Genomic DNA, 25,549 nt, shown 5'->3' with positions numbered 1-25,549 from the left:
TTTACCTAACACCTAACACCTAACGCCTAACACCTAAAAATGTTTTTTCAAATTATAGAAATACTCGGAACTTTTGCTTTTTCAATTTCAGGTGTGCTGGTTGCACTGGAAAAAAGGATGGACGCATTTGGTGTACTTATCATTGCTTTTGTAACATCGGTTGGAGGTGGAACGCTAAGAGATGTTCTTATAGGGCAAACACCAGTAACGTGGATGGAAAATATGATTTATGTTTATGTCATTATAGTAGCCACCATTTTTTCTATAATATTTAGAAAACGCCTTAATTATTTAAGGACATCCTTGTTTTTATTTGATACTATTGGTATTGGTTTATATACCGTTGTTGGTATTGAAAAAGGATTGTTTATGGGGTTGCATCCTATCATTTGTATTGCTTTAGGGACTATAACGGCCTGTTTTGGAGGCGTTATCAGAGATATTCTTTGTAATGAAATCCCCGTTATTTTTAGGAAAGAGGTGTATGCTACCGCTTGTATTTTGGGAGGGTTTACCTATTTTCTACTTCGTAAATTACCAATAGATAATAATATTGTATTTATAATTTCGGGATTGGTAGTTATTATTGTGCGCTTAATAGCAGTTAAGTTTAAAATTAGCTTACCTAGTTTGTACAAGAATGTAGTTTGAAAGCTAGAAGGCAGGAAAGTGAAAAGTTGTTTTTTCCTAAAACCTAAAAACCAATTAATCAATAATCTCCACCTTTCTAATGTAAATATTGTGTAGAGGCCAATCTGCTTCATCGTTTTCAACAGCTGCAATTTTGTCAACCACATCCATACCACGGGTTACTTTTCCAAAAATGGTGTAATCGCCATCTAAAAAGTGAGCACCACCCTGTTGCTGTACAATAAAAAACTCATAAGGAGATGCTAATTTATGCGGGTTGTCAATGTCGCTACTGGGCATCGATACCACGCCACGGTCGTGTTTAAATCCTCGTTTGGTATCAGGTGGCAATAAGTACTTGCCAATATAATTTCGTTTATTGGCTGTTTTTTTGTCATCGCTATTTCCAGCTTGTACCATAAAATTATCAATCACTCTATAAAACTGGGTGCCGTTAAAATACTTCTGTTTTGTTAAAAAGATGAAGTTGGAACGATGAAACTTGGTTTCATTAAACAATAAAATATCAATAGTTCCAAAATCGGTTGTTAAACGCACTTTGTTTTCTTTATGTACTTTGTCGTACTGCAAAAAAAACTCCATAGCATTTTTAGAGTTTAGTTTTGGAAATTGCCTATTTACAACATCCGTTGTGTCTTCATCTCCAGTAAGACCTTCCTCTTTTGTAACGGTTGTTATTTCTTTTTCAGGATTTATTTTCTTTTTACTTTTCTTATCTTCACAATTTAGAAATAAAACGAAAAAAGATAACAGCAATACAAGTCTCATAGAATGAATTTTGATGATTTTTTAATAGCAATCTCAAAAATAAAAAATATACCGTTACCAGCCCAAGCATCTCAGTTTAAAATGGTGCCTCCATTTAGGCAAGAACTGTTAAAACAGCAGGAGCATGCTATAAAAAAAGCAAAAAGAGCAGGGGTTTTGGCTTTATTTTATCCAGATGTTAACCAAGAAGCATATTTGGTTTTAATTCTTAGGAAAACATATAAAGGCGTACACTCGGCACAAGTTGGGTTTCCTGGCGGAAAATTAGAAGCACACGATGTTTCATTAGAAGCAGCTGCTATAAGAGAAACTTTTGAAGAGGTAGGTGTGCCTATAAAACAGATGGAAGTTTTAAGGGCTTTGTCAGAAGTTTATATTCCACCAAGTAACTTTTATGTGCACCCGTTTATAGGTATTTCAAAGGAAACCCCACAATTTATGAAGCAGGACGATGAGGTTGAAGCCATTATTGAGGTAGCATTAAGTCAATTTTTAGATGATGCCAACATTATTACAGAAAAAGTAAAAACATCGTATAGTGTTGAAGTTGAGGTTCCTGCGTTTAAACTTAATAATTATGTGGTTTGGGGAGCTACCGCAATGATGTTAAGTGAGATTAAAGACGTGTTAAAACAACTCATGTAGTTTATAGATTTATTACATTTGTACTATCTAACCAATTTGACGTGTGATTTATGGGATTATTTAAACGAAACCCGTTTGGGCATATACTTTTTGTAAAAAAGTGGCTTATCAGAATTTTTGGAGCTTTAACCCACAGACGTTTCCGAGGGTTTAATGAGCTGCAAATAGAAGGCTCTGAAATTATAAAAAACTTACCAGACAAAAACGTTCTGTTTATTTCCAACCATCAAACTTATTTTGCCGATGTGGTGTCCATGTTTCATGTGTTTAATGCGAGCTTAAGCGGACGCACAGATTCTATAAAAAATGTGGGGTATTTGTGGAATCCGAAACTAAATATCTACTATGTAGCTGCCAAAGAAACCATGAAGGCGGGTTTGTTGCCTAAAATTTTGGCATATATGGGGTCCATTAGTATAGAACGCACCTGGCGTGCTGAAGGACAGGATGTAAACCGCCAAGTAAAAATGAGCGATATTTCTAATATAGGCAAAGCCTTAGACGATGGTTGGGTTATTACCTTTCCGCAAGGTACTACTACACCTTTTAAACCTATCAGAAAAGGAACGGCGCATGTAATAAAGCGCTATAAGCCAGTTGTAGTTCCTATTGTTATTGATGGATTTAGACGTTCGTTCGATAAAAAGGGCCTTCGAATTAAAAAGAAAAATATTCTACAATCGTTTGAAATTAAAGAGCCACTTGTAATTGATTACGAAAACGACACAACTGATGATATAGTTACAAAAATAGAGTTTGCTATTGAACAACATCCATCGTTTTTAAAAGTCATTTCTCAAAAAGAACTAAAGGCTCAAGAAGAACTGGATAGACTTCGCGAGTGGTAAAGCAGAATCCTTTATGATTTTTTATAAAGTAGGTTAATACACTTTCTAAGAGTGTGGGTTCGCTAATTTATCTGCTATTTTTTTACGATATTTTAAAAGAACCCTAACAAAAACAGCAATTAGGCAATACTTTTAACAGTGGTTTCAACTTCAAATAAAAAGCCTTATTTTTATTCGAAAGCCTATTAAGGATCAGTAGTTTCAAGGCTCATATCGTATTGGATTTTGGAACAGATTTTTGGCGTTACATTCTTATTTTATACAAAACTTATACCTTAAATATATGATTCAAAAAGGCATAGAAGCAGAACGATTAGCTGTATCAGATAACTATAAAAACTGGAAAAAATGGGGGCCGTATTTAGCAGAAAGGCAATGGGGTACAGTAAGAGAAGATTATAGCGAGCATGGAGAGTCATGGGAATTTATAGACCACGAAAAAGCACGTAGCAATGCTTATCGTTGGGGAGAAGAGGGCATTGGGGGTTTTACCGACTCTAGAGAAATATTGTGTTTAGCACCTGCATTTTGGAATGGTAATGATCCTATTTTAAAAGAACGCCTGTTTGGGCTTACCAACAACCAAGGTAACCATGGTGAAGATGTTAAAGAACTCTATTTCCATCAAGTATCTTCACCAACACATTCCTATTGTAAATATCTATATAAATATCCGCAAAATGAATTTCCGTATGGCGATTTGGTAAACAGCAATCGAAAAAGCCGTGAAGAATATGAATACGAATTATTAGACACAGGGACCTTTAAAAACAACGCTTATTTTGATTGTTACATTGAATACGCCAAAGCTGGTGTAGATGATGTCCTGATGAAGGTTACGGTTATTAACAGAGGTGATAAAGCAGCAGATATTCATGTACTTCCACATCTTTGGTTTCGTAATTTTTGGAAACACAACAAGCGGCATTCACGCCCCAATATAAAGTCGGTATCAAATTCCACAGTACAGTCTAAAAGTGCCAGAAACGGTCAGTATTATTTTTATCATGAAGATGGTGAACAGTTATTCTGTGATAACGAGACAAACAATAAGCGCATTTACAATTATCCAAACGAAGTCGATTATGTAAAAGATGGTATTAATGACCATGTAGTAAACGGTAAACCAACGGTAAACCCAAAAAAGCAAGGTTCAAAATTAGCCATTTGGCACAAATTAAGTTTAAAAGCAGACGAAGAAAAGAGTGTAAAAGTGCGCCTTAGCAACAGTGAATTGCAAAATCCTTTTGTAGATTTTGATACCATATTTCATCAAAGAATTACCGAATGTGAAGCGTTTTATAATGAAACCATAAAATCCGATATTCCAGAAACACATCAAGCTATAGCTAAAAGTGCCTTTTCGGGCTTGTTATGGACCAAGCAATTCTATTACAACGATGTTTTTAAATGGTTGTTTGGTGGCCCTGGAGAAGGAAAACCCGAAAGAGCAAACATGAGGAATTACAGTTGGCAACACCTTACCAACAGAGATATTATTTCCATGCCCGATAAATGGGAATACCCATGGTATGCCGCTTGGGATTTAGCTTTTCATATGGCGTCTTTTGTGGAAATAGACCCTTTTTTCGCAAAAGAACAGTTGTTGTTGGTGCTTAAAGAAAATTACATGCATCCTAACGGACAAATTCCGGCTTACGAGTGGAATTTTAGCGATGTAAATCCACCAGTACATTCGTATGCTGTTTGGAGTGTTTACGAAAAGGACAAAAGCTATACAGGAAAAGGAGATACCGCATTTTTAGAAAAAGCTTTCCAAAAACTCCTTATGAATTTTACATGGTGGGTAAACCAAAAAGATAAAAGTGGTACCGACCTTTTTGAGGGTGGATTTTTAGGGTTAGATAATATTGGGGTGTTCGATCGCAACCACATGCCACCGGGTATTAAAAGAATGCAACAAGCCGATGCCACCAGTTGGATGGCCATGTTTTCAATCAATATGTTGCGCATGTCGCTTGAACTGGCAAAAACCAATAAAATATACGAAGAATCGGCCGCCAAGTTTTTCAGGCATTTCTTAAATATTGCTTGGGCGATGCACCACATTGGCAAAAAGGATATTTCGCTTTGGGATGATAAGGATAATTTTTACTACGATGTAGTAGAAATGTCAAGTGGTGCCACCGATATTTTAAGGGTGCGCTCTTTAGTAGGTGTTATCCCCATGTTTGCGGTCGAGATTATGCATAAAGACCTGTTTGAAGAATTAAAAGATTTTAGATATAGGGCAAACGAAATTATGAGAACCCGACCCGACCTAGCATCTTTAATTACAAATTTAGATGTTGCCAATGAAGATGGTAATTATTTATTCGCCATTATGCGCGGTTTCAGGTTAGAACATTTGCTTAAACGCTTATTGGATGAAAACGAGTTCCTGTCCGATTACGGTATACGTTCACTGTCCAAGTACCACGAAAAGCATCCATTTGTATTCGAGCATCATGGGCATCATCAAATTCAGTACGAATCTGGCGAAAGTCGTTCCAATATGTTTGGAGGCAATTCCAACTGGCGCGGACCCATTTGGATGCCTTTAAATTATATGATTATACAGTCGTTACGTAAATATTACACATTTTATGGCGATAGCTACCAATATGAATTTCCTACGGGTTCCGGTAACAAACTCAATCTAAAACAAATAGCAAACGCCCTTACAAAACGTTTGGTGAAACTGTTTGAAGCCAATGGAGAAGGCAAGTTCCAATACCATGCTGACAGCAAAGACAAGCATTTCTCCAATGATGAACACTTCAAAAACCTGCATCTGTTTTACGAGTTTTTTGATGGCGACAACGGAAAAGGTTTAGGGGCATCGCATCAAACAGGTTGGACTGCTTTAATTGCCAATTTAATTATGGAAATGGACGGGTAATAACAAATTCAGAATTTAGTATTTTGAATTCAGAATGATGTTACACAATTTAGTACCGTAACGTCAGTCTGAGTCTGTTGAAGACTTTTTTATTTATAATTAGGAATTAATTAGTAATCTGTTATTGCTTTTAGTACGGTAGCACAACTCTTCAGCGTACCATAATCTTAACAACCTATTAATAATATATTAACTTCCTTTCAATGTAAATGGCGCAATTTTGCATTTGAAATACGATACACTATTTCAACATACAATGCCTATGATGATAATCTTAAACGATTTATCTACTCTAGCAGTAAAAACTACAGCTACTTGTTGTTTAAGTAGTTTCTCTTCCTCCCTTAAAATTAAAAAGCAAATTGTAATAGCAAGCACATGAAAAAAAGACCTGTAGACATTGTTGTGATTTCAGATGTGCATTTAGGAACTTATGGCTGTCGTGCCAAAGAACTCCATAAATACCTAAAATCCATAAAACCCGAAAAGGTTATTTTAAATGGCGATATTATAGATGTTTGGCAATTTAGTAAACGTTACTGGCCAAAATCGCACATGAAAATAATAAAACTCATTACCTCATGGATTTCCAACGGTGTGGAGGTGCATTACATAACAGGCAACCACGATGAAATGCTGCGTAAGTTTGTAGGTTTCCAAATGGGAAGTTTCAGTATTTCCAATAAAGAATTATTGAACATTGATGGCAAAAAAACATGGATATTTCATGGCGATGTGTTTGATGTAACCATGCAACATTCCAAATCCATAGCAAAATTGGGTGCGGTGGGCTATGACTCTTTAATACTGCTCAACAGTCTCATCAATTTCTTTGCCTCAAAGTTTGGTAAAGGACCAATTTCAATGTCTAAAAAAATAAAGAACAGCGTCAAATCTGCCGTTAAGTTCATCAATAACTTTGAAAAAATAGCTTCGGATATTGCCATTGAAAACGAATATGATTATGTGATTTGCGGACACATCCATCAACCAGAAATAAAACGTATTGAAACCGAAAAAGGTGAAGTTGTGTATATGAATTCGGGAGATTGGGTAGAAAATTTAACCGCTTTAGAATATTTTGATGGCACGTGGCATTTATTCAGTTTTAAAGATAATTTTTTAGTGAAAGATGATACCGATGCAGACACCGAAGAGGATGAAATATTAGAAACCAAAGAGCTTTTTCAAAACATGATGAAAGAGTTTCAACCGGTAATGAAGCAACCCAAAGTAAATCAAGTTAAGTAGTATGAAGAAAGTACTTTACGCTATTCAAGGCACGGGCAACGGGCATTTAAGTAGGGCGCGCGATATTATTCCCATACTTCAAAAAAAAGATATAGAGTTGGATATTTTGGTAAGCGGTACCGAAGCCGATATCAATATTCCGTATCCCATAAACTACCGACTAAAAGGCTTGAGCTTTGTGTTTGGAAAAAAAGGCGGTGTCGATTTTTGGAAAACCTACTTTAAGGCAAAAAGCATGCGCCTTCATAAGGAAATAAACAGTTTACCTGTTGAAAACTACGATTTAATAATAAACGACTTCGAACCTGTTTCGGCATGGGCATGCAAACTAAAAAAGAAACCCTGCATCAGTTTAAGTCATCAAGCTGCGGTTATGGCTTCTGGTGCACCAAAACCTAAAAAGAAAGATGCTTTAGGAAAGTTGATTCTTAAAAAATACGCACCCACTACCAAACAATATGGTTTTCATTTTAAAGCCTATCAAGAAGGTGTATTTACACCCGTTATCAGGCAAGATATTAGAAAGGCGGTTATAGAAACTGGCAACCATTACACCGTGTATTTACCATCGTATGATGATGAAAAAATACTAAACATCCTATCAAAAATTAAAGAAGTATCATGGCAAGTATTTTCAAAACACAACAAAAAAGAAGTCACTCATAAAAACATTACGTTGCAACCCATAACAAACGAAGCTTTTGTAAAAAGTATGGCATCCAGTAAAGGTATTCTTTGTGGCGGCGGATTTGAAACCCCTGCCGAAGCGCTTTTTATGCGTAAAAAACTGTTGGTAATCCCTATGAAAGGGCAATACGAGCAACAATGCAATGCCGCCGCTTTAAAAGATATGGGTGTACCCGTAATAAAAGCCTTAAAAAAGAAGTATATAAAAGATATTGTGTATTGGACGGAAACCAACACCATTATTGATGTAAACTACCCCGATATTACCGAACAAATTATAGATAAGTTATTACAAGAAAATCTATAATACAAAACCATGTTATGGATTTTAACAATCCCCAAAAACCTTTCAACTTAAAACCTCAAGATTTCGGAAAAGACTTTGTGTTTGGCGTCTCTACGGCAGCTTATCAAATTGAAGGCGCGCATACTCAACACGATAAAGGCATTTCCATTTGGGACCATTTCACCTCAAAAAAAGGAAACATCTTTAACAACCAACACGGACAAATAGCCTGCGATTTTTACAATAGGTTTGAAGAAGATATTTTGCTCATGCAATCCATGAACATCAAACACTTCAGGTTTTCGTTGGCATGGTCGCGAATCATTCCAAATGGTACGGGAATGGTAAGTATCGAGGGTGTTGATTTTTACAATCGGGTTATAAATTTCTGTCTAAAATGTGGCATCACGCCTTGGGTAACACTCTACCATTGGGATTTACCCCAAAACCTACAAAACCAAGGCGGTTGGGTAAATAGAGACGTACTCTCATGGTTCGAAAATTACGCGCAAGTTTGCGCTACGCATTTTGGCGACCGTGTAAAAAACTGGATGGTGTTAAACGAACCCATGGTTTTTACGGGTGCTGGTTACTTTTTAGGTGTGCATGCCCCGGGTACTAAAGGGTTGAAAAACTTTTTACCTGCGGTACACCACGCCATGTTGTGTCAAGCCATAGGTGGCAGTGTGTTGCGTGCTTTGGTGCCAAATGCACATATAGGCACAACGTTTTCATGTTCGCAAATTACCCCTTTCAGAAACACAGCTAAAGATATATTGGCAGCCAAAAAAGCCGATGCACTTTTAAACCGCCTTTTCATTGAACCCTTGTTAGGGATGGGCTACCCAGCCGAACATGTGGCAGTGCTAAAACGCATCGAAAGCTATATAAAACCACAAGATTTAAAAAACGCTGTGTTCGATTTCGACTTTATAGGTGTGCAAAATTACACCCGCGAAATGGTAAGGCATCACTATTTGGTACCTTATTTGCGTGCCAAAATTGTAAAAGCCTCCAAGCGCAACGTAAAAACCACGCTTATGGACTGGGAAGTATACCCACCCAGTATTTACAACATGATAGAGCGGTTCAACCAATACAAAGGCATAAAAAAAATCATCATTACCGAAAATGGTGCTGCCTTTCCCGATATGCTTGTTGATGGTAAAGTACACGATAAAGAGCGCCTGCATTATTTACAAGCGTATCTAGAGCAAGTGCACAAAGCCAAAAAAGACGGATTGAACGTAGCAGGCTATTTTGTGTGGACATTTACCGATAATTTTGAATGGGCAGAAGGCTATCACCCCAGGTTTGGTTTAGTGTACACCAATTTTTCAACACAGAAGCGTATTAAAAAAGCATCAGGCGCATGGTACAAAGCTTTTTTAGAGAGTTAAACCTTATGGTGTTAAATCCATTTTGAATGGCATTTTTCTAACCAACTATCAACCATTCCATAAAAATCAATAACTTAGTTAATTCTAAACTTGTATTATGAAAACACTAGGTATTGGAATTGTAGGAGCTCGATATGGTGCGCACATGCACTACGAAAACTTTAAAAAACTCCCACCCGGTCTCATTGAACTTAGAGGTGTATGTTCTAGAACACTAGAAAGCGCCGAGGCCTTTGCAGCTAAAACAGGGATAGCCTTTGTAACCAATAATATAGACGAGCTACTGGCACGAGAAGATATCGATATTATAGATATCTGTACCCCACCAGCCACTCACCACGAAATAGCCATAAAAGCAGCACAAGCCGGAAAACATATCATTATGGAAAAACCGCTCACCGGTTACTTTGGCGAACCCGGAGATAAAGAACCCATTGGTTTTCATGTACCAAGAGCACGCATGCTTGCCGGTGCCTTAAAAAATGCCGAAGCCATTCGAGAAGCGGTACGCAGCAACGGTGTTATTTTTTGTTATGCCGAAAATTGGGTATACGCACCACCCGTAGTAAAAATGCGTAACCTTATAGCAGCCTCCAAAGGCGCAATACTTGAAGTACGTGCCGAAGAAAACCACTCGGGTTCCAACTCGGTATTTTCACGCGAGTGGAAACACACGGGCGGTGGCGCACTCTTGCGTATGGGGTCACACTCAGTAGGCGCCTGTTTGCACCTAAAACATTGGGAAGGTATGCAACGCCTTGGTAAAAGCATTCGCCCCATTTCGGTTATGGCAGATACTGCCGACCTTATACACACCGAAGCCTCCAATCGTGCCAAAAAAGCAAATGCCCATAATTGGATAAGCTCAAACCCAGTGGATGTGGAAGATTGGGCAAATGTAACCATAACATTCGATGATGGCTCTCGGGCAACCGTATTAGTAAGCGATGTTGGTCTTGGCGGATTAAACACCCGCATCACCACCTTTATGACCGATGGTGTTATAAAAGCAAACATGACCGCAAATAACGCCATCGAAACCTATGCCGTAGACCCCGAAACATTTAGCAACGAATATTTTACCGAAAAACTAGAAACCAAAGCAGGGTGGAACCGCCCAAGTTGCGATGAAGACTGGTTTCGTGGCTTTATACAAGAAATTACCGACTTTGTAGACGCCATACAAAACAACCGAGAGCCCCTTGCAGGTATTGATTTGGCGGTAGATTGTGTGAACGTTATTTATTCTGCATACCTATCTGCCGAACAAGGTAAACGCGTTAACCTGTAAAAAGCTTTACTTAATAGTTAGTATTTGGGAGTTACCACAAGGTTCGGGCTTTTAGCTATATCTTTTTAAAACGTCATTGCGAGGAAAAAACTATGAAATTTATCGTCATTGCGAGGAGGCATCAACGAAGCAATCTGCCTATTAAAAACGTTTTAAAAAGGATGCCGCTGCAAATGTGAAGCATTCACGATTTCATTAATTTAAAATAGAATGGATGAGTAATCCCTAACGCGAACTTTGTAGCTTCGAATCGTCATTGCGAGGTACGAAGCAATCTCTTGATGTAGAAATCAAAATCAAATACCTAACTACCAAACCCGTAACACACATTGACACCATTTGAGACAATTTGGGACGATTTGGGACGATTTGACACAGATTGAGACAGCACCCCAAAAAAGTAGGGGTTTTGTTCGGGTTTTGTTCGGGTCTTGTTCGTCTACGGTTTGGGTGTATTTAGTTTAGATGGGGGTTTGTACGAACAATGCCCGAATAAGTGTGAAACCAAACCGCTTTAATAACTTTATTTTTAAAACACTTCTTACTTTTTGTAAGTGGATTTTTATTATATTCGTCAGTATATAATGTGGATATAAACAATTGTGTATTTTGGAATGATATGGACAATTGTCTATGTCCAATTGTTGCCAACATTTAGAGCATCATAATGGAGTTAGGAGAAATAGTATTTTACATTTGTATATCTCTAATTGTACTTTATCAGATTAATAAATTTGTATTTTATGAAACTGACGAACAAAAAGAGTATAATCAGAAACTAAATGAAAGTCTAAAGGACGAATATATTTATGACCCAGAAACTGGTGCTAAACTGACTTTGGAACAAGGAGAATCTGGACATTGGATTAGTCATGAAAATGAATTTCGGATTTTATCAGAATCTGAATTAAAAAATCTCCCATCTGAAAGAATTAGACAAGCAGAAATAGCATTAAATTATCTTCGTGAAAGCAGAGAATATATTAAAACCAAACTATCAGAATCACAACTCGAGAGTTTAGAAAAAACTAAAACCCTTAATAGTTATGATGATTGGTCTTATTCTAATTCTTTTAAGTTTGACAAAGGTATTGTTCTGTCTCCATCAGTTCAGTTAAACGGAACAATCAATTACGAAGAATCACATCTAATGTTTTGGGTTAAAATAAATAATATTAATGGACATTATTTTTTTAGAGAAAAGTCTTCTTCAGAGAAATTTCTAGACCTGTTAAGAAATGATGATGAAATAAAATTTTCTGATTATGAATGCTTTGCTTTTAAGAAAAGTCATAATATTATTTTAATAAATAATATTCTAAAAAATTTTAAAAACGAAAAAAAATTAGAAATAGAAATTAATAATGAAAATCTATTTATAAAAACCACAAAACTTGTAAATTTAGAAGACATTAAAAGAGTAGAAAAAATAATAAAAAACGTTTGCTAACAAAGTATATAAAAAATTGCTGTTTTGTGCTTTACCAATGTGAGTTGCTTTGTTTGCTAGCTTCTGATTTTCCTTCGGAAAATCCTCGCTTACAAACACGCAACGTTCCTTACACATAAACGTTGGCATTCATTAGAAAAATCGAAAATCTGACAAAAATATAATGAAAAAAATAATACTAATATTTCTAACTTTAATAGTTAATTTTTCGTTCGGACAAACGGAAAACATAATCAATGATTTGACTATTAAAAGTGATGTAATATCACCTAGTCAGTCCGAAATTATATTTGAAAACGTAAAAATATTTCCAAATAATACACAAATTGCGATTGCAATAATTAAAAATGGAAAGATTAATTTTTATGGTATAAATAAGGAAAGTGATACTATTTCAACGATTGAGAACCAAAAAAGTGTTTTTGAAATAGGTTCTATATCTAAAGTTTTTACATCTACCCTACTTGCAGATTTTGTTATTGAAGGAAAAGTTAAGCTAAATGAAAATATAAATGATTATTTAACAACACCTATAAAGAATAGTACAGAAATATCATTTGTTGATTTGGCTAATCATTCATCTGGACTTCCTCGATTACCCATAAATCTTGACTTGACAAAAGTTGACCTTGAAAACCCATACAAAGAATTCAAGGAAAAAGAATTGAAAGAATATTTATCAAAATATCTCGAATTATCAAATAAAGGTAAAAATCAATATTCCAATTTAGGAGCAGGATTACTCGGTTATACATTATGCAAAATTGATAATGATACCTATGAAAGCCTTCTACAGAATAAAATATTTTCCAAATATGATATGCAAAATTCAACAGCAGACATTACTAAAATAAAAGGAAATTTAGTAAAAGGGTTAAATAACGAAGGAAAAGAAGTTCCGAATTGGGAGCTTTCAGTTTTAGCAGGTGCAGGTGGAATATTTTCAACAGTAGAAGACCTATCGCATTTTGCCATTTCTCAATTTGATAATAAGAATAATGAATTAACTCTAACCCAAAAGCCAACATTTAAAGTAAATGACAATATGAGCATAGGTCTTGGATGGCATATTTTAAAAAGAAAAAATGGTGGTGAATTGATTTGGCATAATGGAGGAACTGGAGGTTATACTTCTTCAATGGCTTTAAATTTAGAAAATAAAAATGGAATAATAATATTATCCAATGTTTCGGCATTTAACAAAAAAAAGAGGAATATTGACCAATTATGTTTCGGGCTGATAAAAACATTGGATGAAAAATAACGAAATGCCGTATATAATTTATTGCTAGTTCTAGCCTACTTACGAAAATCCTCGCGGATTTTTTCAGGTTGGTGAGTACTTGCAAAGTTAAGTGCTAAATCACGCAACTACCCATAGCCGAGACCGTTGGCTGTAAACGTGGGCAATTTAAGAGCTACCCTACCAACATCAACAATCAAACTAAATTTCCTACTTCCGAATAAAAAAAAATCGGAAAAAAATTTGCGTAGCTAAATAACTTCATGTAAATTAGTAGTCAAATAACTTCATAATGAAATTAAGAAGAGACATATTTCAAGCAATTTCCGATCCGACAAGACGAGCGATATTAGTGTTGCTTACTTCTCAAACTATGACCGCAGGAGCAATTGCAGAAAACTTTGATGCAGCAAGACCTACCATTTCAAAACACATTCAGATTTTGAACGAATGCGACCTTGTCGAAGCAAATCAGCAAGGTCGAGAAATATACTACGAGCTGAAAATCGAAAAAATGAAAGAAATCGATAAATGGCTAGAGCAATTCAGAAAGATTTGGGAAAACCGTTTTGACCAACTCGACAATTTATTATCAACAATTAATAACAAGAAAAATGAAAAGTAATTTGCAATTCGATTTCCTTGTTGACAAAGGAAATAACACGCTCACTATTGTACGTGAGTTCAGCGCAGAAAGACAATTGGTTTGGGACTGTTACACCAAACAAGAATTGTTGGACCAATGGTTTGCACCAAAGCCGTTCACCACTAAAACAAAGTCAATGGATTTTAGCAATGGTGGACATTGGCACTACGCAATGGTTGACCCAGAAGGCAAAGAATATTGGGGCTACACAGAATATTATGATGTTAATCCTATTGACTTTTATCGCACTATAGATGCATTTTGTGATAGTGAAGGCACAATCAACCAAAACCTACCAAGAGCAAAATGGCATGTAACTTTTAACGATAAAGGCGAAAATTCAACCGTTACAACTGTTGTAACTTATGATTCATTAAATGACCTCGAAACAATTATCAATATGGGAATGGAGGAAGGAATGATTGCAACACTTGAAAAACTTGATGAACTATTGGCTACATTAAAGAAATAAGTTTTTTAATCACAAAGCAAACCATTAACTAAACTTCAAGATAAAAAATGAGCAGTAAAAGTGTAATAGTTGAACGTGTATTTGACGCTGATAAAGCGATGGTATGGAAAACCCTTAAGGAAAAAGAGCTGATGAAACAATGGTATTTTGGTGTGGAAGAGTTCAAGACCGTTATTGGTTTTAAGTTCGAGTTTTGGGGTGGCGAGAAAGGAGCCAAACAATGGAAACATCTGTGCGTGATAACAGAAGTTATTCCAGAGAAAAAATTGACCTACTCGTGGAAATACGAAGGCTATAGCGGAATGTCCTATGTCACATTTGAACTCTTTGAAGCGGAAAACGGCACAAAACTAAAATTGACACATACAGGTATCGATACATTTCCTGCCGATATTCCAGAATTGGCCATTCACAATTTTGAAAAAGGATGGAAGCAAGCTATTAACGTTTCACTTAAAGCGTTATTGGAATCATAAATTGACAGGAACATTTTCAAACTCTTTAAATTGATGAGCTTATGACAAAAAGTAAATTGCTTGAAATGAACAATGTCGGCATCGTTGTTGAATCTCTTGACGATGCCATTTCCTTTTTTGAAGAAATAGGCCTTACGCTTGAAGGAAGGGGAATGATTGAAGGTGAATGGGCAGGACAAGTAACTGGACTTGGAAATCAATCTGTAGAAGTTGCAATGATGGTCACGCCAGACGGACACAGTCGATTGGAACTTTCACGGTTTATAAAACCAAGAACCATTTCAGACCATAGAACGGCACCAGTTAACGCGTTAGGTTATTTACGAGTAATGTTTAAAGTTGACAACATAGATGAATTGGTAAACCGACTCACAAAACAAGGTGCTGAACTTGTTGGCGAAATGGTGAATTACGAAAATATCTATCGCCTATGTTATGTTCGTGGAGCAGAAGGCATTCTTGTTGGATTAGCAGAAGAATTAAATTAAAACACACATTACCATGAAAACAAACAAAATAATTCCAAACCTATGGTTTGACGGAAACGCAAAAGAAGCTGCTGAATATTATGCTTCCAATTTTCCTGATGGAAAGATTTTAAACACCACTTATTACCCCAAATCTGAAGCTGAAGGTTTAGCCGAATTTCAAAAAGACTTTGCGGGTAAAGTCCTCACAGTTGAATTTGAAATTTTGGGAATGCAATTTATAGGCATTAATGCTGGACCGCAATTCAAGTTCAATGAATCTGTTTCCTTTATGATAACGTGCAAGGACCAAGCAGAAATAGACTATTACTGGAATACACTCACAGCTAACGGTGGTGAAGAAAGTGTTTGCGGTTGGCTTAAGGACAAATACGGCTTAAGTTGGCAAGTTTGCCCTGAAAACTGGGAAGAGCTGAACAAAAAACCAGGTGCCTTCAAAAAAATGATGGGTATGAAAAAAATTGTCATTGCCGACTTTTAAGAAAAAAAACTGCCCACAACGTATAAAAAAAACTGCTAGTTTTAGCTTAACCAATGTTAGTTCCTCGTTTGCTAGCTTCTGATTTTCCTTCGGAAAATCCTCGCTCACAAACACGCAACGAAACCATAGCCAAACACGTTGTAAGCCATTTCAGGAGACACTTCAAACATGAAAATTAAAGAAATATTAATCGGATCAACTTTTATCCTAATACCTTTTTTGGTAACTGGGCAAATAATCGGATTTGAAAAAATTGACAGCAAAAATGTAACCTCATGGAATCCTAAATTCACACTTGAGTACCAATGCGTTTATCATTTCGGAGACTCAGAAATGGAATCGAATTTCATATTGATTTTCGGTCTTGATAAATACTACGGACAGATAAAATCAGGGACTTGGAGCGAAGACGGAAAATCATGGATTTGGACTTATGAAAACTTATCCAATATTAGGATTGATAAAAATAAATTCTATTCAGACCAGACAAATGGAGAGTTTGTAATTTATGACAATGGACAAGAAAAAATAAAAGGACTAAAAATTTATAATTCATGGAGCGGATTGACTGAAAATGAAGAATATGAGATTGGCACAAAATCTTATCCGATAGATGATTATTATAATGGCAAATTTCCTCAAGCTTCGAAAAGAATTTTAAGTATCGATGAATTGCTTAAAATGACAAAGCGTGATTTAAATATTATGCGAAATGAGATTTTCGCCCGATATGGATATAAATTTAAATCAGGCGGAGAAATGGACAATTATTTTAAAAATCAAGATTGGTATTCGGGACAAAATGATAATATAAATGATTTTCTGACTGAGTTAGAAAAGGAAAACATTAAATTGATACAACAAATTGAGAATGAATAAAAAACGGCTTACAACAGCCGTGTAAAAAACATTGCTTATTTTAGTTTAATCGTTTGGTCGTTGCGCTTTTGCTAGCTTCTGATTTTCCTTCGGAAAATCCTCGCACGTAAACCCGCTACTTTCCAAGATATACGTAACCGTTGTGTTTAATTATTAATGGCCTAAACCCAAAATGTTAACTTTATGAAAAGATATGTTATACTCCCATTAGTCCTAATGTCTTTTATAATGAACGCTCAAAGAGGTGAAGAAAAACAACAAACCTTGTCTTTAGACCGAAATCATTATGCATTTAATGGTGAAAAAACAGGCTTTAATTTTACAGGTATGGGCTTTGGCTACCAATTTGTAAACTGTGGTGGCGATGTGCAATTAGGTATTAATTATAGCAAAAACGTGAATTTTACAACCTTTAGTTATAATGAAAAAAATGTAGGCGCTTCAGAAGTTGGGAGCGCCCTGTGGCCAAAACCAAATGAGATAGAGCTACAAGAGGTAAAGGGCAATTTGTATTTTGGAAATCAGAATTTAGGCAAGATCCATTTAAACTACATTGTTGGCAATTTTTCAGGTTGTTTTGGAGAAACTTTTGATGTGCTCGCACAAGTAGGCCAAGACCCTAAAGCTAAACAGTATAAAGACCAAATAAATGAATTGACCTTGCGTAATATTACCATTATAAGAGCAGATGCCATAGGTGATAACCGCAAATACAAGATTATTGAAACGCTAAAAACAAAAGACACCGACGCAGAAGTTTTAAGACTTTTTAAAGCAGCAGATGTTGAAAGCTCTTTAGGAAACTATGAAAGGGCAAGAGGTTATTACCAAGATGCGAACCGATTAATATACAACCCAGAAACTCAAAACCGTATCAACGAAATGAATAGGTTGATCGGTGAGAAAAACGCCAAAGAGAAAGCAGCTGCCAATAGTGCTCCATCGACACCTGGTGCATCATCAAGTGCCAAACATACAACTTCAAAACCAACCAGCACTGTAGCAAAGGAAACAGGCAACAAGGAAGAAAAAGAAGAAGAGCAAACTACTGGTTCAAAGGAGAATGATGACACCTACATAGATCGTTCGGCAAGAAATGAGGTAAGACAAAATTCTGGTGCAAACCATTCCTATCATCACACAAATCAAAACAACAATGCCTTGGTGGCACAAGGCTATGCTATCAACCAGCAATCTAAACGTACCGAACAAGTGATTGATAATGCCGTGAATGAAGTAAACAGCATATTTCAAGGTAATATAAATAGGATAAATCACGAACAGGAAATAAAAAACAGACAAGACGAAGAAGAATGGGCAGACCACCAACGACGCCAACGTGAAAAACAACTAAGAGAGCAACGGGAAGCTGAAGAATGGCGAAAACAAAGACTGGCAAGTAAAGCACAGTCACGCCAGGAACGATTGGATGCCTATAATGCCAAAGGCGGAACCGCCAATTATAATCGCGAATTATTATCATGGCGAAAATATGCGCTCCTTGGAATGGAACAAATTAATCAATATCTATCCGCTTATAAAGCGAGTCCTATTTCTTTTGGTGAAAATATGGGGTTGAAAGTGCTTGTACCTCAAAAAAATTGCGACTATGTACAAGCCATTGAAAGTATCCAACACAGCGTTATGCCAGTCAGTTATAAGTACATACTGATTCATAATTTGCTCAACATACGTTTTGAATATTATAAATTTTATGTAGAAAATGCATACATCGATTTAGATTGGAAATTGCAATGGGACGATCTGTACTGGGATGTTAATGATATGCCATGTGGAAATTATCTTGACGATATAGCCTTCAGTTTAAGGACAGATATTCATAACCCAGATAATGGAACAAATGGTGATGTATTCGGCTCTAATGAAGAGAAAGTGATTAATAATACATATAGTGACAATATATTGTCCAAAGGGAATTATACAATTCCGGTGGGCAGCAGGAATAGTATTGATATATTTAAAAATGACATTAGAAAAATAGGGCTCACCATGCCAACTCATATCATTAATAATTTTGTATATGAAAATGAGAGCTTATGGAAAGAATTTCATAACAAACCATATGATTGGTCCAGAGGAAATTTTAGAGAAGCTAATCTGAAATATGCTGATGGAATTAGATATACAAGCAAAATACTGACGTATGATGCAATTTCAAGAAAAGCAGAAATTGAAAAGTATATGTCGCTTTATAATATTAAACGTGCCTATGCTTTAAATAATCAGGAAGAAGAAGCAAAGCAAATGTACTTTAATTATCATATGGGAAATCTTCAAGAAGCCTATAACCATCTGCAACGCTTTTTGTTTTTAGAATATGACGGTTTTCAGGAACTCTTAGAGGATCTCAAAACAAATGATGGAACGATTATAAAAGATGTCGATCAAAGTCATAACATAGCTATTGCTACAGCATTTTTATTGATGGAGAACAAGGAATTTGAAAATGCCTTGGAGCTCACCGATATGATTAAAGAAACCAACCGAACCAGGTATCAAAACAGTAGTAGAAGAGCCGATAAAGAGTACAACTATAGTCCGCTAATTTCAGCTGCATATAAAATAAGCAATAGGATACATTACCAAATGGGTAATTATGATAAAATGTTACTTCAGAAAGATGAAGCAGAATTAAAAAATTTAAAAACCAGAGCAGAAAGTATTTTTAAGTTCACGCCTAGAAGAACATCTGGCCTGGGCGATAGAGCAAAAGCGGGAAACCAAAATTATAATGCAAGAATGCCAATTATTCTTAACGATTCAGAAAGACAATATCTTGAATATTTGGACCCTCATCTACAGGCAAGTGCCTTATTAAAATTAGGGCATTCAACATTAGCAAAAGCCGTGTTGGAAGACATGGTTAAATACTATACTAAAAATGATAAAAACTATCCTCACATATTTTATGGAAGTCAACTTGATATCGATGTTTTCAAAGAAACGGTCAGTGTCTTATTTCCAGGGAAAGAGAATAAAATGCAATTCCGTTTAGGAAATACAAATCTCTTTAAAATAAATTTAGAATCACAAAATGAATCACCAAGGAGGTATTTAACCAAATTGACCATGGATATTCCAAAATACTTGAATACGAATTCAGTTGATGTATCTGCTATGGTGCAATGGGAATCGATTAAAAAGTCAATATATGCACATAATGGTTCTAAGGAAAAAATGACGGCTATTTTAAATAACCTTCGTGAAATTCAAATGACTGGAAAATTAGTGCATCATGAAGAGTCAAAGTTTTTTCTTGAGGTTTACATGCATTTTGCCTTAGCCTTAGGTGAGTTTCATGAAGCTGTACTAGTGATTTCACAACTTGATCAGGATTATCCAAACCATGGCTTAATATTAGAACGCAACCTTTTGAAGCTAATGTGGCCACAAAAACAAAATGAACTGAATAAAAAACTTGTAGATAAGCAAACTAATTTATATACAAAGCCAAGTCCATTAAAAACTTACTTTGAAACCGAAGTAAAAAACAGTGAGCACCTCAAAAATGAACTAAATGAGTTTTTATCCTTGTGGAGTAATTTAAAAGTGACCTCACCTATGATACCTTATTTATATAGTTTGTATTAAAATTAAATTAATAATAATAACTGCCCATAACAATGCTAACCATTGCACAAGTAACAATTTTATAAAAACAAGCTAAACATACGCCCTTTTAAGGGCGTATGTTTTATGGCTCCTGTAGCTTTAAACAAAAGTGAGCAGGCCTGTATGCTAGAAGAAAACCATGCCCACCAAAACACCATGAAAAAAAAATGGTTCATGGCATACTTAAAGCTGAGTTCTATTTGAACCAGACCTTGACAAATATAACCATAGAAAAACAGCTTCAAGAAACACCATTATTATATCCAACCGAATGAGAATACATTTATCTTTAGATTTTAAAACAACTAATATGGAAAATAAATTAATGGGACAAAAATCAGTTTTTAACTGTATATATATTTAAGGACGAGACATCTAAAAAGAAACGTAATGAAAGAAATAGTCTTAAATGACGGAAATAAAATACCAATCATAGGTTTTGGAACCTACAAAACTACAGAACAAGAAGGTATTCAATCTATAAAAAATGCTTTGGAAATGGGTTACAGACTGATTGACACCGCTGCCAAATACGACAATGAAAAAGAAGTTGGAAAAGCCATAAATGAAAGTGGAATTGAAAGAAAAGATATTATCGTAACCACAAAATTATGGCGTGAAAATTTAGGATATGAAGAAACAAAAAAAGCATTTGACAAATCACTCAAAACACTTGGTTTAGATTATATTGATTTATATTTAATACACTGGCCAGCCAACTCCAAAAATTATACAAATTGGCAAAAAGCAAATGCCGATAGTTGGCGTGCTTTGGAAGAATTACAAGCAAATGGAAAAATAAAATCTATTGGCGTAAGCAATTTTTGGCAAGAGCATTTGGAGGCACTTTTTCAAACCGCAAACATAATCCCTGCTGTCAATCAAATCGAATTTCACCCAGGATATTGGCAAGCAGATTTAACTGCGTTTTGCAAAAAGAATAGCATTACAATTGAGTCTTGGTCACCCTTAGCAAGAGGAAAAGTTTTTGGAAATAAAGTATTGCAAGCAATCGCCAAAGAACACCATAAATCAATCTCTCAAATCTGTTTGCGTTGGATAACCCAACATGAAACCATCGCAATCCCAAAATCTAGCACATTTCATAGAATTCAAGAAAATATCAGCATTTTTGACTTTAAATTGTAAAAGGAAGAAATGAATCAAATAAATGAACTTCCTGAAATGGGATTTAGCGGAGAATTGCCTAACATTTGGCCAGATGTATTGGATATGAAAAATTAAAAATACAGTTGCTAGCGCTAGTAGCCGCTGCACGAGTCCATAATTTTTATATAAACAAGATAAACACACGCCCTTAAAAGGGCGTTTATTTATTGGCTACATTAGTTTAAATATTAACAAGAGGGACTTGATGCCCCTGCTAGCCTAAGCAACTCGGACGTGTGCACAAATTATCAAAAAAGAAAAATGATAGATATAAATATACCAGAATTAAATTATCGTTTTGAAAATACTATAGCTGAGCAGATTAACAGAATTCTTAAAAGATGAAATTTTCACTTCCAAACGTTAACAAATGAAACCCGAAAAAAAGAACTACAAAAAATGTTATTTATCCATATAACAGAATAAGTTTACTCTTATATTTGCCCTTTAAAATACCTCATATGGTATATAAATTAACAGCTTAAAAATCAATTTTAGCCTGAGCCATATTTTCAGGACAAGACATTAAACCCTAATCTTAATACTTCAAATTATTAAAAAATGAAACAAATTTACTCATCAATTAAAATGATCTTGACATTAGTTGTATTTTCTTTATCTCCATATTTATCTGCCCAGTGTACTATTACTCATTCCCAAAACGCTACAGATGTTGGCAGTAGTGGCTTCCTTTGGGGGCAGGGATTTAGTGCTGAATGTGATGGGAATTTAGAATACGTTCAACTTATAGCAAGTTCAACGGGAACAGTATCTGCCGGTACTTTAAATATTTATACTGGAAATACGGTTAATGGTACACCATTATATACCCAATCACACCCTTCAATAACAATAAACAACATAAATGACCCGATTAGAATTGATATTACAGGAACTCTAGCTTTAACAAAAAACAGTCAATATACCTTTGAATTTACGCTTGACAATGTTAATCCTTTTGCAGATTTTGGAAATGGTTACCCAAGCGGAAGCGCATTTCAATCTGGTTTTGAAGAAGCACAAGCAGATTTTATTTTTAATGTCTCTATTTCAGACACTACTTTAAGTATAGCTGACAACCATAACGAAAGGAGAAAAGTAAGTTTATTTCCTAACCCATCTAATGACTATATTACGATTTCCAATTTACAAGAAAAAGAGAACTATAGTATTATAAATGCATTAGGGCAAGAAGTCTTGAAAGGAAATATTATTAATAAAGAGGGAATTGATATTAGAAACTTGAATAATGGATTATATTACTTAAAATTAGAAAATAAAAACACGTTAAAATTCATAAAAGAATAAGGTAAAAAACGTTTGCTAACAAGATATATGAAAAATAGCTGTTAAGTGCTTAGACTAAGGTTAATTTATGTAAAGCTAAAATTAGTCTTAAAAGGTGGATACTTTTAATATACAAGACTGGGTAGCCAATTAAAAAAAAGACATGTCAATAACAAAAGAATCTGAATTAATAGGGATGCAAAAAATTAGTGAAGTTGTTGGAACTACACTAAAGTTAATGAGAGAATACGCAAAAGTTGGCATGTCAACCAAAGAGCTTGATGAATATGGAGGAGAAATTTTAAAGAGTTTTGGCGCTAAATCTGCACCATACGAAACTTATGGATTTCCTGGTTACTCTTGTATAAGTGTAAATAAAGAAGCGGCTAACGGCGTTCCATCTAAAAATAAAATACTTAAGGAAGGTGATCTAATAAACATTGATGTTTCGGCTGAATTGCATGGTTTTTGGTCTGATAATGGAGGTTCTTTTATACTTGGAAAAGACATTCACAATCACCAACCACTTGTAGATGCTTCAAAAAACATTTTACGCAATGCAGCAATATTAAAGGCGGAGTAAAAATTTCTGAAATTGGTTATTTAATAGAAACTGAAGCTAAAAAGTCAGGATTTAAAGTCATTAAAAACTTGGCTGGACACGAAGTTGGTAGAAGTTTACACGAAGAGCCTGAGAATATTTTAAATTACAGAGTTAAAAGTAACAGAGAACGATTTAAGAAAAACACAACGGTAGCAATAGAAACCTTTATTTCAACAAACTCAACTATTGCTGTACAATTGAATGATGGTTGGACTTTAGTGGGAAACAAAGGTGGATATGTAATTCAACACGAACACACCATACTTGTAACAGATAACTATCCAGTCATTTTAACAGAATCTAATGAAATTTGGAATTAAATAACTGGCTACAATCTTATATGTAATCGTTGTGCGTAATTTAAAAATACCCCTATTACAAATTGAAAATCAATATTTATTTATAAAAAACAAGTTAAATATACGCCCTTTTAAGGGCGTATATTTTTTGGTTCCAGTAGTTTTTAAACAAAAGTGAGCAGACGTTTATACTAGAAGAAAGCCATAACCATGAAAACGCCATTTAAAAAAGGGGGTCATCTCATACTAAAACTTGAGTTTAATTTAGACCTGACCTTTACAAAATATACCTCATAAAAAGCGCTACAAAAAATGCTGTAAATATATTCAAGGAAATAAAATTACAGGTATCTTTAGATTTTAAAACACTTAATATGGTATATAATTTAACAGCGTAAATTCAATTTTAACCTGTAGCCATATTTCAGGACAAGACATTAAAAATAGATACAAATAAATCACCCAACCCCTCAAAAACCAAATTATATTTCCTCAACTTTACAGTCAAAATAAAAACAACACTATGAGCAAAACAAAACTTACCATTAACAGTAACGGGTCCGTAAAAGTAGAGGGCGATTTCGAAATAGTAGATGCACAAGGCAATGTGTACGGTTTACAAGGTAGAGAGGTATTGGGTATTTGCCGTTGTGGGCAATCTGCCAACAAACCTTTTTGCGATGGGTCGCACCGTAACCATTTTGAGCACGACGCCAAAGCCTTCGATTTACCACCTATGAAAACAAAGTAATAAGAGGCTGCCTGAAAAGTGTAGTATGGTTACTTTGTCAGGTTGATCTTGTCGACACCGCTATTAATTATCAATAACTTAAAACATTTCGATAGGCATAATATGACACAGAATGACACTTTTCAGACAGCCAATAATAGTAAATGTTTTTACAGGATTTAGTTGTAATGTATTACTTGATAACTGCTTCAAATTTTTATTATCTTTGATAAAATGTTACTTGTAGAAAAAAATATTCAAAGGCTTAAAACTTTATGTAAACAACATGAGGTTGAAAAACTGTATATATTTGGGTCTGCTACAAACAATAATTTTAATGATGCAAGTGACATCGATTTTCTTGTAAGTTTTAAAAAGTTCGATTTGAATTTTTACTTCGAAAATTACATGACTTTCAAAGAAAATCTTAAAAAATTATTTAAGCGAGATATCGATTTAGTTGAGGAACAAACTTTAAAAAACCCTATTTTAATTAATTCCATAAATAAAAGCAAAGAGTTAATTTATGGATGAGCGAATTTTAAAATGGCTTTACGATATTGATTTTGCAATTAAAGAAATAGACTCTTATTTTGAAGGTGTTGAAAAGGATTTTTCTGCTTATAGCAAAAACACCATGCTTAAAAGAGCCATAGAAAGAGATTTGGAAATTATTGGAGAAGCTGTAAATAGAATTTTAAATAGAGATGCTTCTTTCGTATCTAAATATCAGATGCAAAATCTATTATAGGCTTAAGAAATCAAGTTATTCATGCATACGATAACGTATCTGATGAAAATATCTGGTCAATTCTCATTAATCACTTGCCAAAACTTAAAAAAGAAGTGAGTACTTTAATTTCTGAAAATAAATAATTAGTTCCGTTAATAACTCCTAACAATTCCTTTTTAAAACCAACTTCTAAATTCCTATTTTGCGTCGTCAAAATTTATTCCCGTAA

At 34.9% G+C, this 25,549-nt stretch carries 25 protein-coding genes and 1 pseudogene; 24 read left to right on the top strand and 2 right to left on the bottom strand.

What is annotated here, in order from left to right; genetic code table 11:
• Window positions 1-39 precede the first annotated feature (39 nt).
• Window positions 40-651, top strand: coding sequence for a trimeric intracellular cation channel family protein (locus tag VP395_RS03130; protein WP_346240249.1), 612 nt, complete (start codon window positions 40-42; stop codon window positions 649-651).
• A 54-nt stretch (window positions 652-705) separates the two neighbouring features.
• Here VP395_RS03130 and VP395_RS03125 read toward each other — a convergent pair whose 3' ends face one another.
• On the bottom strand, window positions 706-1,419 hold the full coding sequence (locus VP395_RS03125; RefSeq protein ID WP_346240248.1) for a peptidylprolyl isomerase: 714 nt from the start codon (window positions 1,417-1,419) through the stop codon (window positions 706-708).
• A gap of 3 nt (window positions 1,420-1,422) precedes the next feature.
• Between VP395_RS03125 and VP395_RS03120 the strand changes: the two genes are divergently transcribed.
• The 16 genes from VP395_RS03120 (at window position 1,423) to VP395_RS03045 (ending at window position 20,476) form a co-directional block, all read left to right on the top strand.
• On the top strand, window positions 1,423-2,064 hold the full coding sequence (locus tag VP395_RS03120) for an NUDIX hydrolase (protein ID WP_346240246.1): 642 nt from the start codon (window positions 1,423-1,425) through the stop codon (window positions 2,062-2,064).
• Window positions 2,065-2,114: 50 nt separating this feature from the next.
• Window positions 2,115-2,912, top strand: a complete 798-nt coding sequence (locus VP395_RS03115; protein WP_346240245.1) for a lysophospholipid acyltransferase family protein — start codon at window positions 2,115-2,117, stop codon at window positions 2,910-2,912.
• 283 nt (window positions 2,913-3,195) lie between these two features.
• Window positions 3,196-5,814: an MGH1-like glycoside hydrolase domain-containing protein gene (locus VP395_RS03110; protein WP_346240244.1), complete on the top strand. Its 2,619-nt coding sequence runs from the start codon at window positions 3,196-3,198 to the stop codon at window positions 5,812-5,814.
• Window positions 5,815-6,192: 378 nt separating this feature from the next.
• Window positions 6,193-7,065 (top strand): UDP-2,3-diacylglucosamine diphosphatase, encoded by an 873-nt coding sequence (locus VP395_RS03105; RefSeq protein ID WP_346240243.1) that lies wholly within the window; start codon window positions 6,193-6,195, stop codon window positions 7,063-7,065.
• Window position 7,066: 1 nt separating this feature from the next.
• Window positions 7,067-8,059, top strand: coding sequence for a glycosyltransferase family protein (locus tag VP395_RS03100; protein WP_346240242.1), 993 nt, complete (start codon window positions 7,067-7,069; stop codon window positions 8,057-8,059).
• A gap of 14 nt (window positions 8,060-8,073) precedes the next feature.
• Window positions 8,074-9,438 (top strand): GH1 family beta-glucosidase, encoded by a 1,365-nt coding sequence (locus VP395_RS03095; protein ID WP_346240241.1) that lies wholly within the window; start codon window positions 8,074-8,076, stop codon window positions 9,436-9,438.
• Window positions 9,439-9,535: 97 nt separating this feature from the next.
• Entirely contained in the window at window positions 9,536-10,729 is a 1,194-nt protein-coding gene (locus VP395_RS03090) for a Gfo/Idh/MocA family protein (protein ID WP_346240240.1), read from the top strand.
• A 667-nt stretch (window positions 10,730-11,396) separates the two neighbouring features.
• Window positions 11,397-12,179 carry a hypothetical protein gene (locus VP395_RS03085; RefSeq protein WP_346240239.1) on the top strand — a complete coding sequence of 261 codons (783 nt, stop codon included), beginning with the start codon at window positions 11,397-11,399 and terminating at the stop codon, window positions 12,177-12,179.
• 163 nt (window positions 12,180-12,342) lie between these two features.
• A complete protein-coding gene (locus tag VP395_RS03080; protein ID WP_346240238.1) occupies window positions 12,343-13,443 on the top strand; it encodes a serine hydrolase domain-containing protein in 1,101 nt (366 codons plus the stop codon).
• 271 nt (window positions 13,444-13,714) lie between these two features.
• Window positions 13,715-14,047 (top strand): metalloregulator ArsR/SmtB family transcription factor, encoded by a 333-nt coding sequence (locus VP395_RS03075; RefSeq protein ID WP_346240237.1) that lies wholly within the window; start codon window positions 13,715-13,717, stop codon window positions 14,045-14,047.
• Entirely contained in the window at window positions 14,037-14,540 is a 504-nt protein-coding gene (locus tag VP395_RS03070; RefSeq protein WP_346240236.1) for an SRPBCC domain-containing protein, read from the top strand. The genes VP395_RS03075 and VP395_RS03070 overlap by 11 nt, the downstream gene beginning before the upstream one ends.
• A 47-nt stretch (window positions 14,541-14,587) precedes the next feature.
• A complete protein-coding gene (locus tag VP395_RS03065) occupies window positions 14,588-15,016 on the top strand; it encodes an SRPBCC family protein (protein ID WP_346240235.1) in 429 nt (142 codons plus the stop codon).
• Between the two features lie 41 nt (window positions 15,017-15,057).
• Window positions 15,058-15,504 carry a VOC family protein gene (locus VP395_RS03060; RefSeq protein WP_346240234.1) on the top strand — a complete coding sequence of 149 codons (447 nt, stop codon included), beginning with the start codon at window positions 15,058-15,060 and terminating at the stop codon, window positions 15,502-15,504.
• Between the two features lie 13 nt (window positions 15,505-15,517).
• Complete coding sequence (locus VP395_RS03055; protein WP_346240233.1) at window positions 15,518-15,985, top strand: VOC family protein; 468 nt, start codon at window positions 15,518-15,520, stop codon at window positions 15,983-15,985.
• 168 nt (window positions 15,986-16,153) lie between these two features.
• Window positions 16,154-16,864 carry a YARHG domain-containing protein gene (locus tag VP395_RS03050; protein ID WP_346240231.1) on the top strand — a complete coding sequence of 237 codons (711 nt, stop codon included), beginning with the start codon at window positions 16,154-16,156 and terminating at the stop codon, window positions 16,862-16,864.
• Window positions 16,865-17,047: 183 nt separating this feature from the next.
• Window positions 17,048-20,476, top strand: coding sequence for a hypothetical protein (locus VP395_RS03045; RefSeq protein ID WP_346240230.1), 3,429 nt, complete (start codon window positions 17,048-17,050; stop codon window positions 20,474-20,476).
• A gap of 59 nt (window positions 20,477-20,535) precedes the next feature.
• Here the strand turns inward: VP395_RS03045 and VP395_RS03040 are convergent, their stop codons facing one another.
• On the bottom strand, window positions 20,536-20,673 hold the full coding sequence (locus VP395_RS03040; protein ID WP_346240229.1) for a hypothetical protein: 138 nt from the start codon (window positions 20,671-20,673) through the stop codon (window positions 20,536-20,538).
• Window positions 20,674-20,887: 214 nt separating this feature from the next.
• Between VP395_RS03040 and VP395_RS03035 the strand changes: the two genes are divergently transcribed.
• The 7 genes and pseudogenes from VP395_RS03035 to VP395_RS15805 all read left to right on the top strand — a co-directional run bounded on the left by VP395_RS03035 (window position 20,888) and on the right by VP395_RS15805 (window position 25,463).
• Window positions 20,888-21,646: an aldo/keto reductase gene (locus VP395_RS03035; protein WP_346240227.1), complete on the top strand. Its 759-nt coding sequence runs from the start codon at window positions 20,888-20,890 to the stop codon at window positions 21,644-21,646.
• A 582-nt stretch (window positions 21,647-22,228) separates the two neighbouring features.
• Entirely contained in the window at window positions 22,229-22,975 is a 747-nt protein-coding gene (locus VP395_RS03030) for a T9SS type A sorting domain-containing protein (protein ID WP_346240226.1), read from the top strand.
• Between the two features lie 142 nt (window positions 22,976-23,117).
• Window positions 23,118-23,878, top strand: a pseudogene (gene map, locus VP395_RS03025) (type I methionyl aminopeptidase).
• A 502-nt stretch (window positions 23,879-24,380) separates the two neighbouring features.
• On the top strand, window positions 24,381-24,608 hold the full coding sequence (locus tag VP395_RS03020; protein ID WP_346240225.1) for a CDGSH iron-sulfur domain-containing protein: 228 nt from the start codon (window positions 24,381-24,383) through the stop codon (window positions 24,606-24,608).
• Window positions 24,609-24,821: 213 nt separating this feature from the next.
• A complete protein-coding gene (locus tag VP395_RS03015) occupies window positions 24,822-25,121 on the top strand; it encodes a nucleotidyltransferase family protein (RefSeq protein ID WP_346240224.1) in 300 nt (99 codons plus the stop codon).
• Window positions 25,114-25,338: a HepT-like ribonuclease domain-containing protein gene (locus VP395_RS03010; RefSeq protein ID WP_346240223.1), complete on the top strand. Its 225-nt coding sequence runs from the start codon at window positions 25,114-25,116 to the stop codon at window positions 25,336-25,338. The genes VP395_RS03015 and VP395_RS03010 overlap by 8 nt, the downstream gene beginning before the upstream one ends.
• Window positions 25,314-25,463, top strand: a complete 150-nt coding sequence (locus tag VP395_RS15805; RefSeq protein ID WP_379884149.1) for a HepT-like ribonuclease domain-containing protein — start codon at window positions 25,314-25,316, stop codon at window positions 25,461-25,463. Before VP395_RS03010 ends, VP395_RS15805 begins: the two co-directional genes overlap by 25 nt.
• Window positions 25,464-25,549 lie beyond the last annotated feature (86 nt).

The sequence above is a fragment of the Mariniflexile soesokkakense genome, assembly GCF_039650365.1.
Classification (GTDB): Bacteria; Bacteroidota; Bacteroidia; order Flavobacteriales; family Flavobacteriaceae; genus Mariniflexile; species Mariniflexile soesokkakense.
Note: the sequence above shows the minus strand (reverse complement) of the source record. Positions and strands in the feature narration are given on the sequence as shown.

Excerpts from the sequence above, each read along its gene's own strand:
- VP395_RS03130 (WP_346240249.1), top strand. The coding sequence starts at position 40 with ATGTTTTTTCAAATTATAGAAATACTCGGAACTTTTGCTTTTTCAATT.
- VP395_RS03125 (WP_346240248.1), bottom strand. The coding sequence starts at position 1,419 with ATGAGACTTGTATTGCTGTTATCTTTTTTCGTTTTATTTCTAAATTGT.
- VP395_RS03120 (WP_346240246.1), top strand. The coding sequence starts at position 1,423 with ATGAATTTTGATGATTTTTTAATAGCAATCTCAAAAATAAAAAATATA.
- VP395_RS03115 (WP_346240245.1), top strand. The coding sequence starts at position 2,115 with ATGGGATTATTTAAACGAAACCCGTTTGGGCATATACTTTTTGTAAAA.
- VP395_RS03110 (WP_346240244.1), top strand. The coding sequence starts at position 3,196 with ATGATTCAAAAAGGCATAGAAGCAGAACGATTAGCTGTATCAGATAAC.
- VP395_RS03105 (WP_346240243.1), top strand. The coding sequence starts at position 6,193 with ATGAAAAAAAGACCTGTAGACATTGTTGTGATTTCAGATGTGCATTTA.
- VP395_RS03100 (WP_346240242.1), top strand. The coding sequence starts at position 7,067 with ATGAAGAAAGTACTTTACGCTATTCAAGGCACGGGCAACGGGCATTTA.
- VP395_RS03095 (WP_346240241.1), top strand. The coding sequence starts at position 8,074 with ATGGATTTTAACAATCCCCAAAAACCTTTCAACTTAAAACCTCAAGAT.
- VP395_RS03090 (WP_346240240.1), top strand. The coding sequence starts at position 9,536 with ATGAAAACACTAGGTATTGGAATTGTAGGAGCTCGATATGGTGCGCAC.
- VP395_RS03085 (WP_346240239.1), top strand. The coding sequence starts at position 11,397 with ATGGAGTTAGGAGAAATAGTATTTTACATTTGTATATCTCTAATTGTA.
- VP395_RS03080 (WP_346240238.1), top strand. The coding sequence starts at position 12,343 with ATGAAAAAAATAATACTAATATTTCTAACTTTAATAGTTAATTTTTCG.
- VP395_RS03075 (WP_346240237.1), top strand. The coding sequence starts at position 13,715 with ATGAAATTAAGAAGAGACATATTTCAAGCAATTTCCGATCCGACAAGA.
- VP395_RS03070 (WP_346240236.1), top strand. The coding sequence starts at position 14,037 with ATGAAAAGTAATTTGCAATTCGATTTCCTTGTTGACAAAGGAAATAAC.
- VP395_RS03065 (WP_346240235.1), top strand. The coding sequence starts at position 14,588 with ATGAGCAGTAAAAGTGTAATAGTTGAACGTGTATTTGACGCTGATAAA.
- VP395_RS03060 (WP_346240234.1), top strand. The coding sequence starts at position 15,058 with ATGACAAAAAGTAAATTGCTTGAAATGAACAATGTCGGCATCGTTGTT.
- VP395_RS03055 (WP_346240233.1), top strand. The coding sequence starts at position 15,518 with ATGAAAACAAACAAAATAATTCCAAACCTATGGTTTGACGGAAACGCA.
- VP395_RS03050 (WP_346240231.1), top strand. The coding sequence starts at position 16,154 with ATGAAAATTAAAGAAATATTAATCGGATCAACTTTTATCCTAATACCT.
- VP395_RS03045 (WP_346240230.1), top strand. The coding sequence starts at position 17,048 with ATGAAAAGATATGTTATACTCCCATTAGTCCTAATGTCTTTTATAATG.
- VP395_RS03040 (WP_346240229.1), bottom strand. The coding sequence starts at position 20,673 with ATGAACCATTTTTTTTTCATGGTGTTTTGGTGGGCATGGTTTTCTTCT.
- VP395_RS03035 (WP_346240227.1), top strand. The coding sequence starts at position 20,888 with ATGAAAGAAATAGTCTTAAATGACGGAAATAAAATACCAATCATAGGT.
- VP395_RS03030 (WP_346240226.1), top strand. The coding sequence starts at position 22,229 with ATGAAACAAATTTACTCATCAATTAAAATGATCTTGACATTAGTTGTA.
- VP395_RS03020 (WP_346240225.1), top strand. The coding sequence starts at position 24,381 with ATGAGCAAAACAAAACTTACCATTAACAGTAACGGGTCCGTAAAAGTA.
- VP395_RS03015 (WP_346240224.1), top strand. The coding sequence starts at position 24,822 with ATGTTACTTGTAGAAAAAAATATTCAAAGGCTTAAAACTTTATGTAAA.
- VP395_RS03010 (WP_346240223.1), top strand. The coding sequence starts at position 25,114 with ATGGATGAGCGAATTTTAAAATGGCTTTACGATATTGATTTTGCAATT.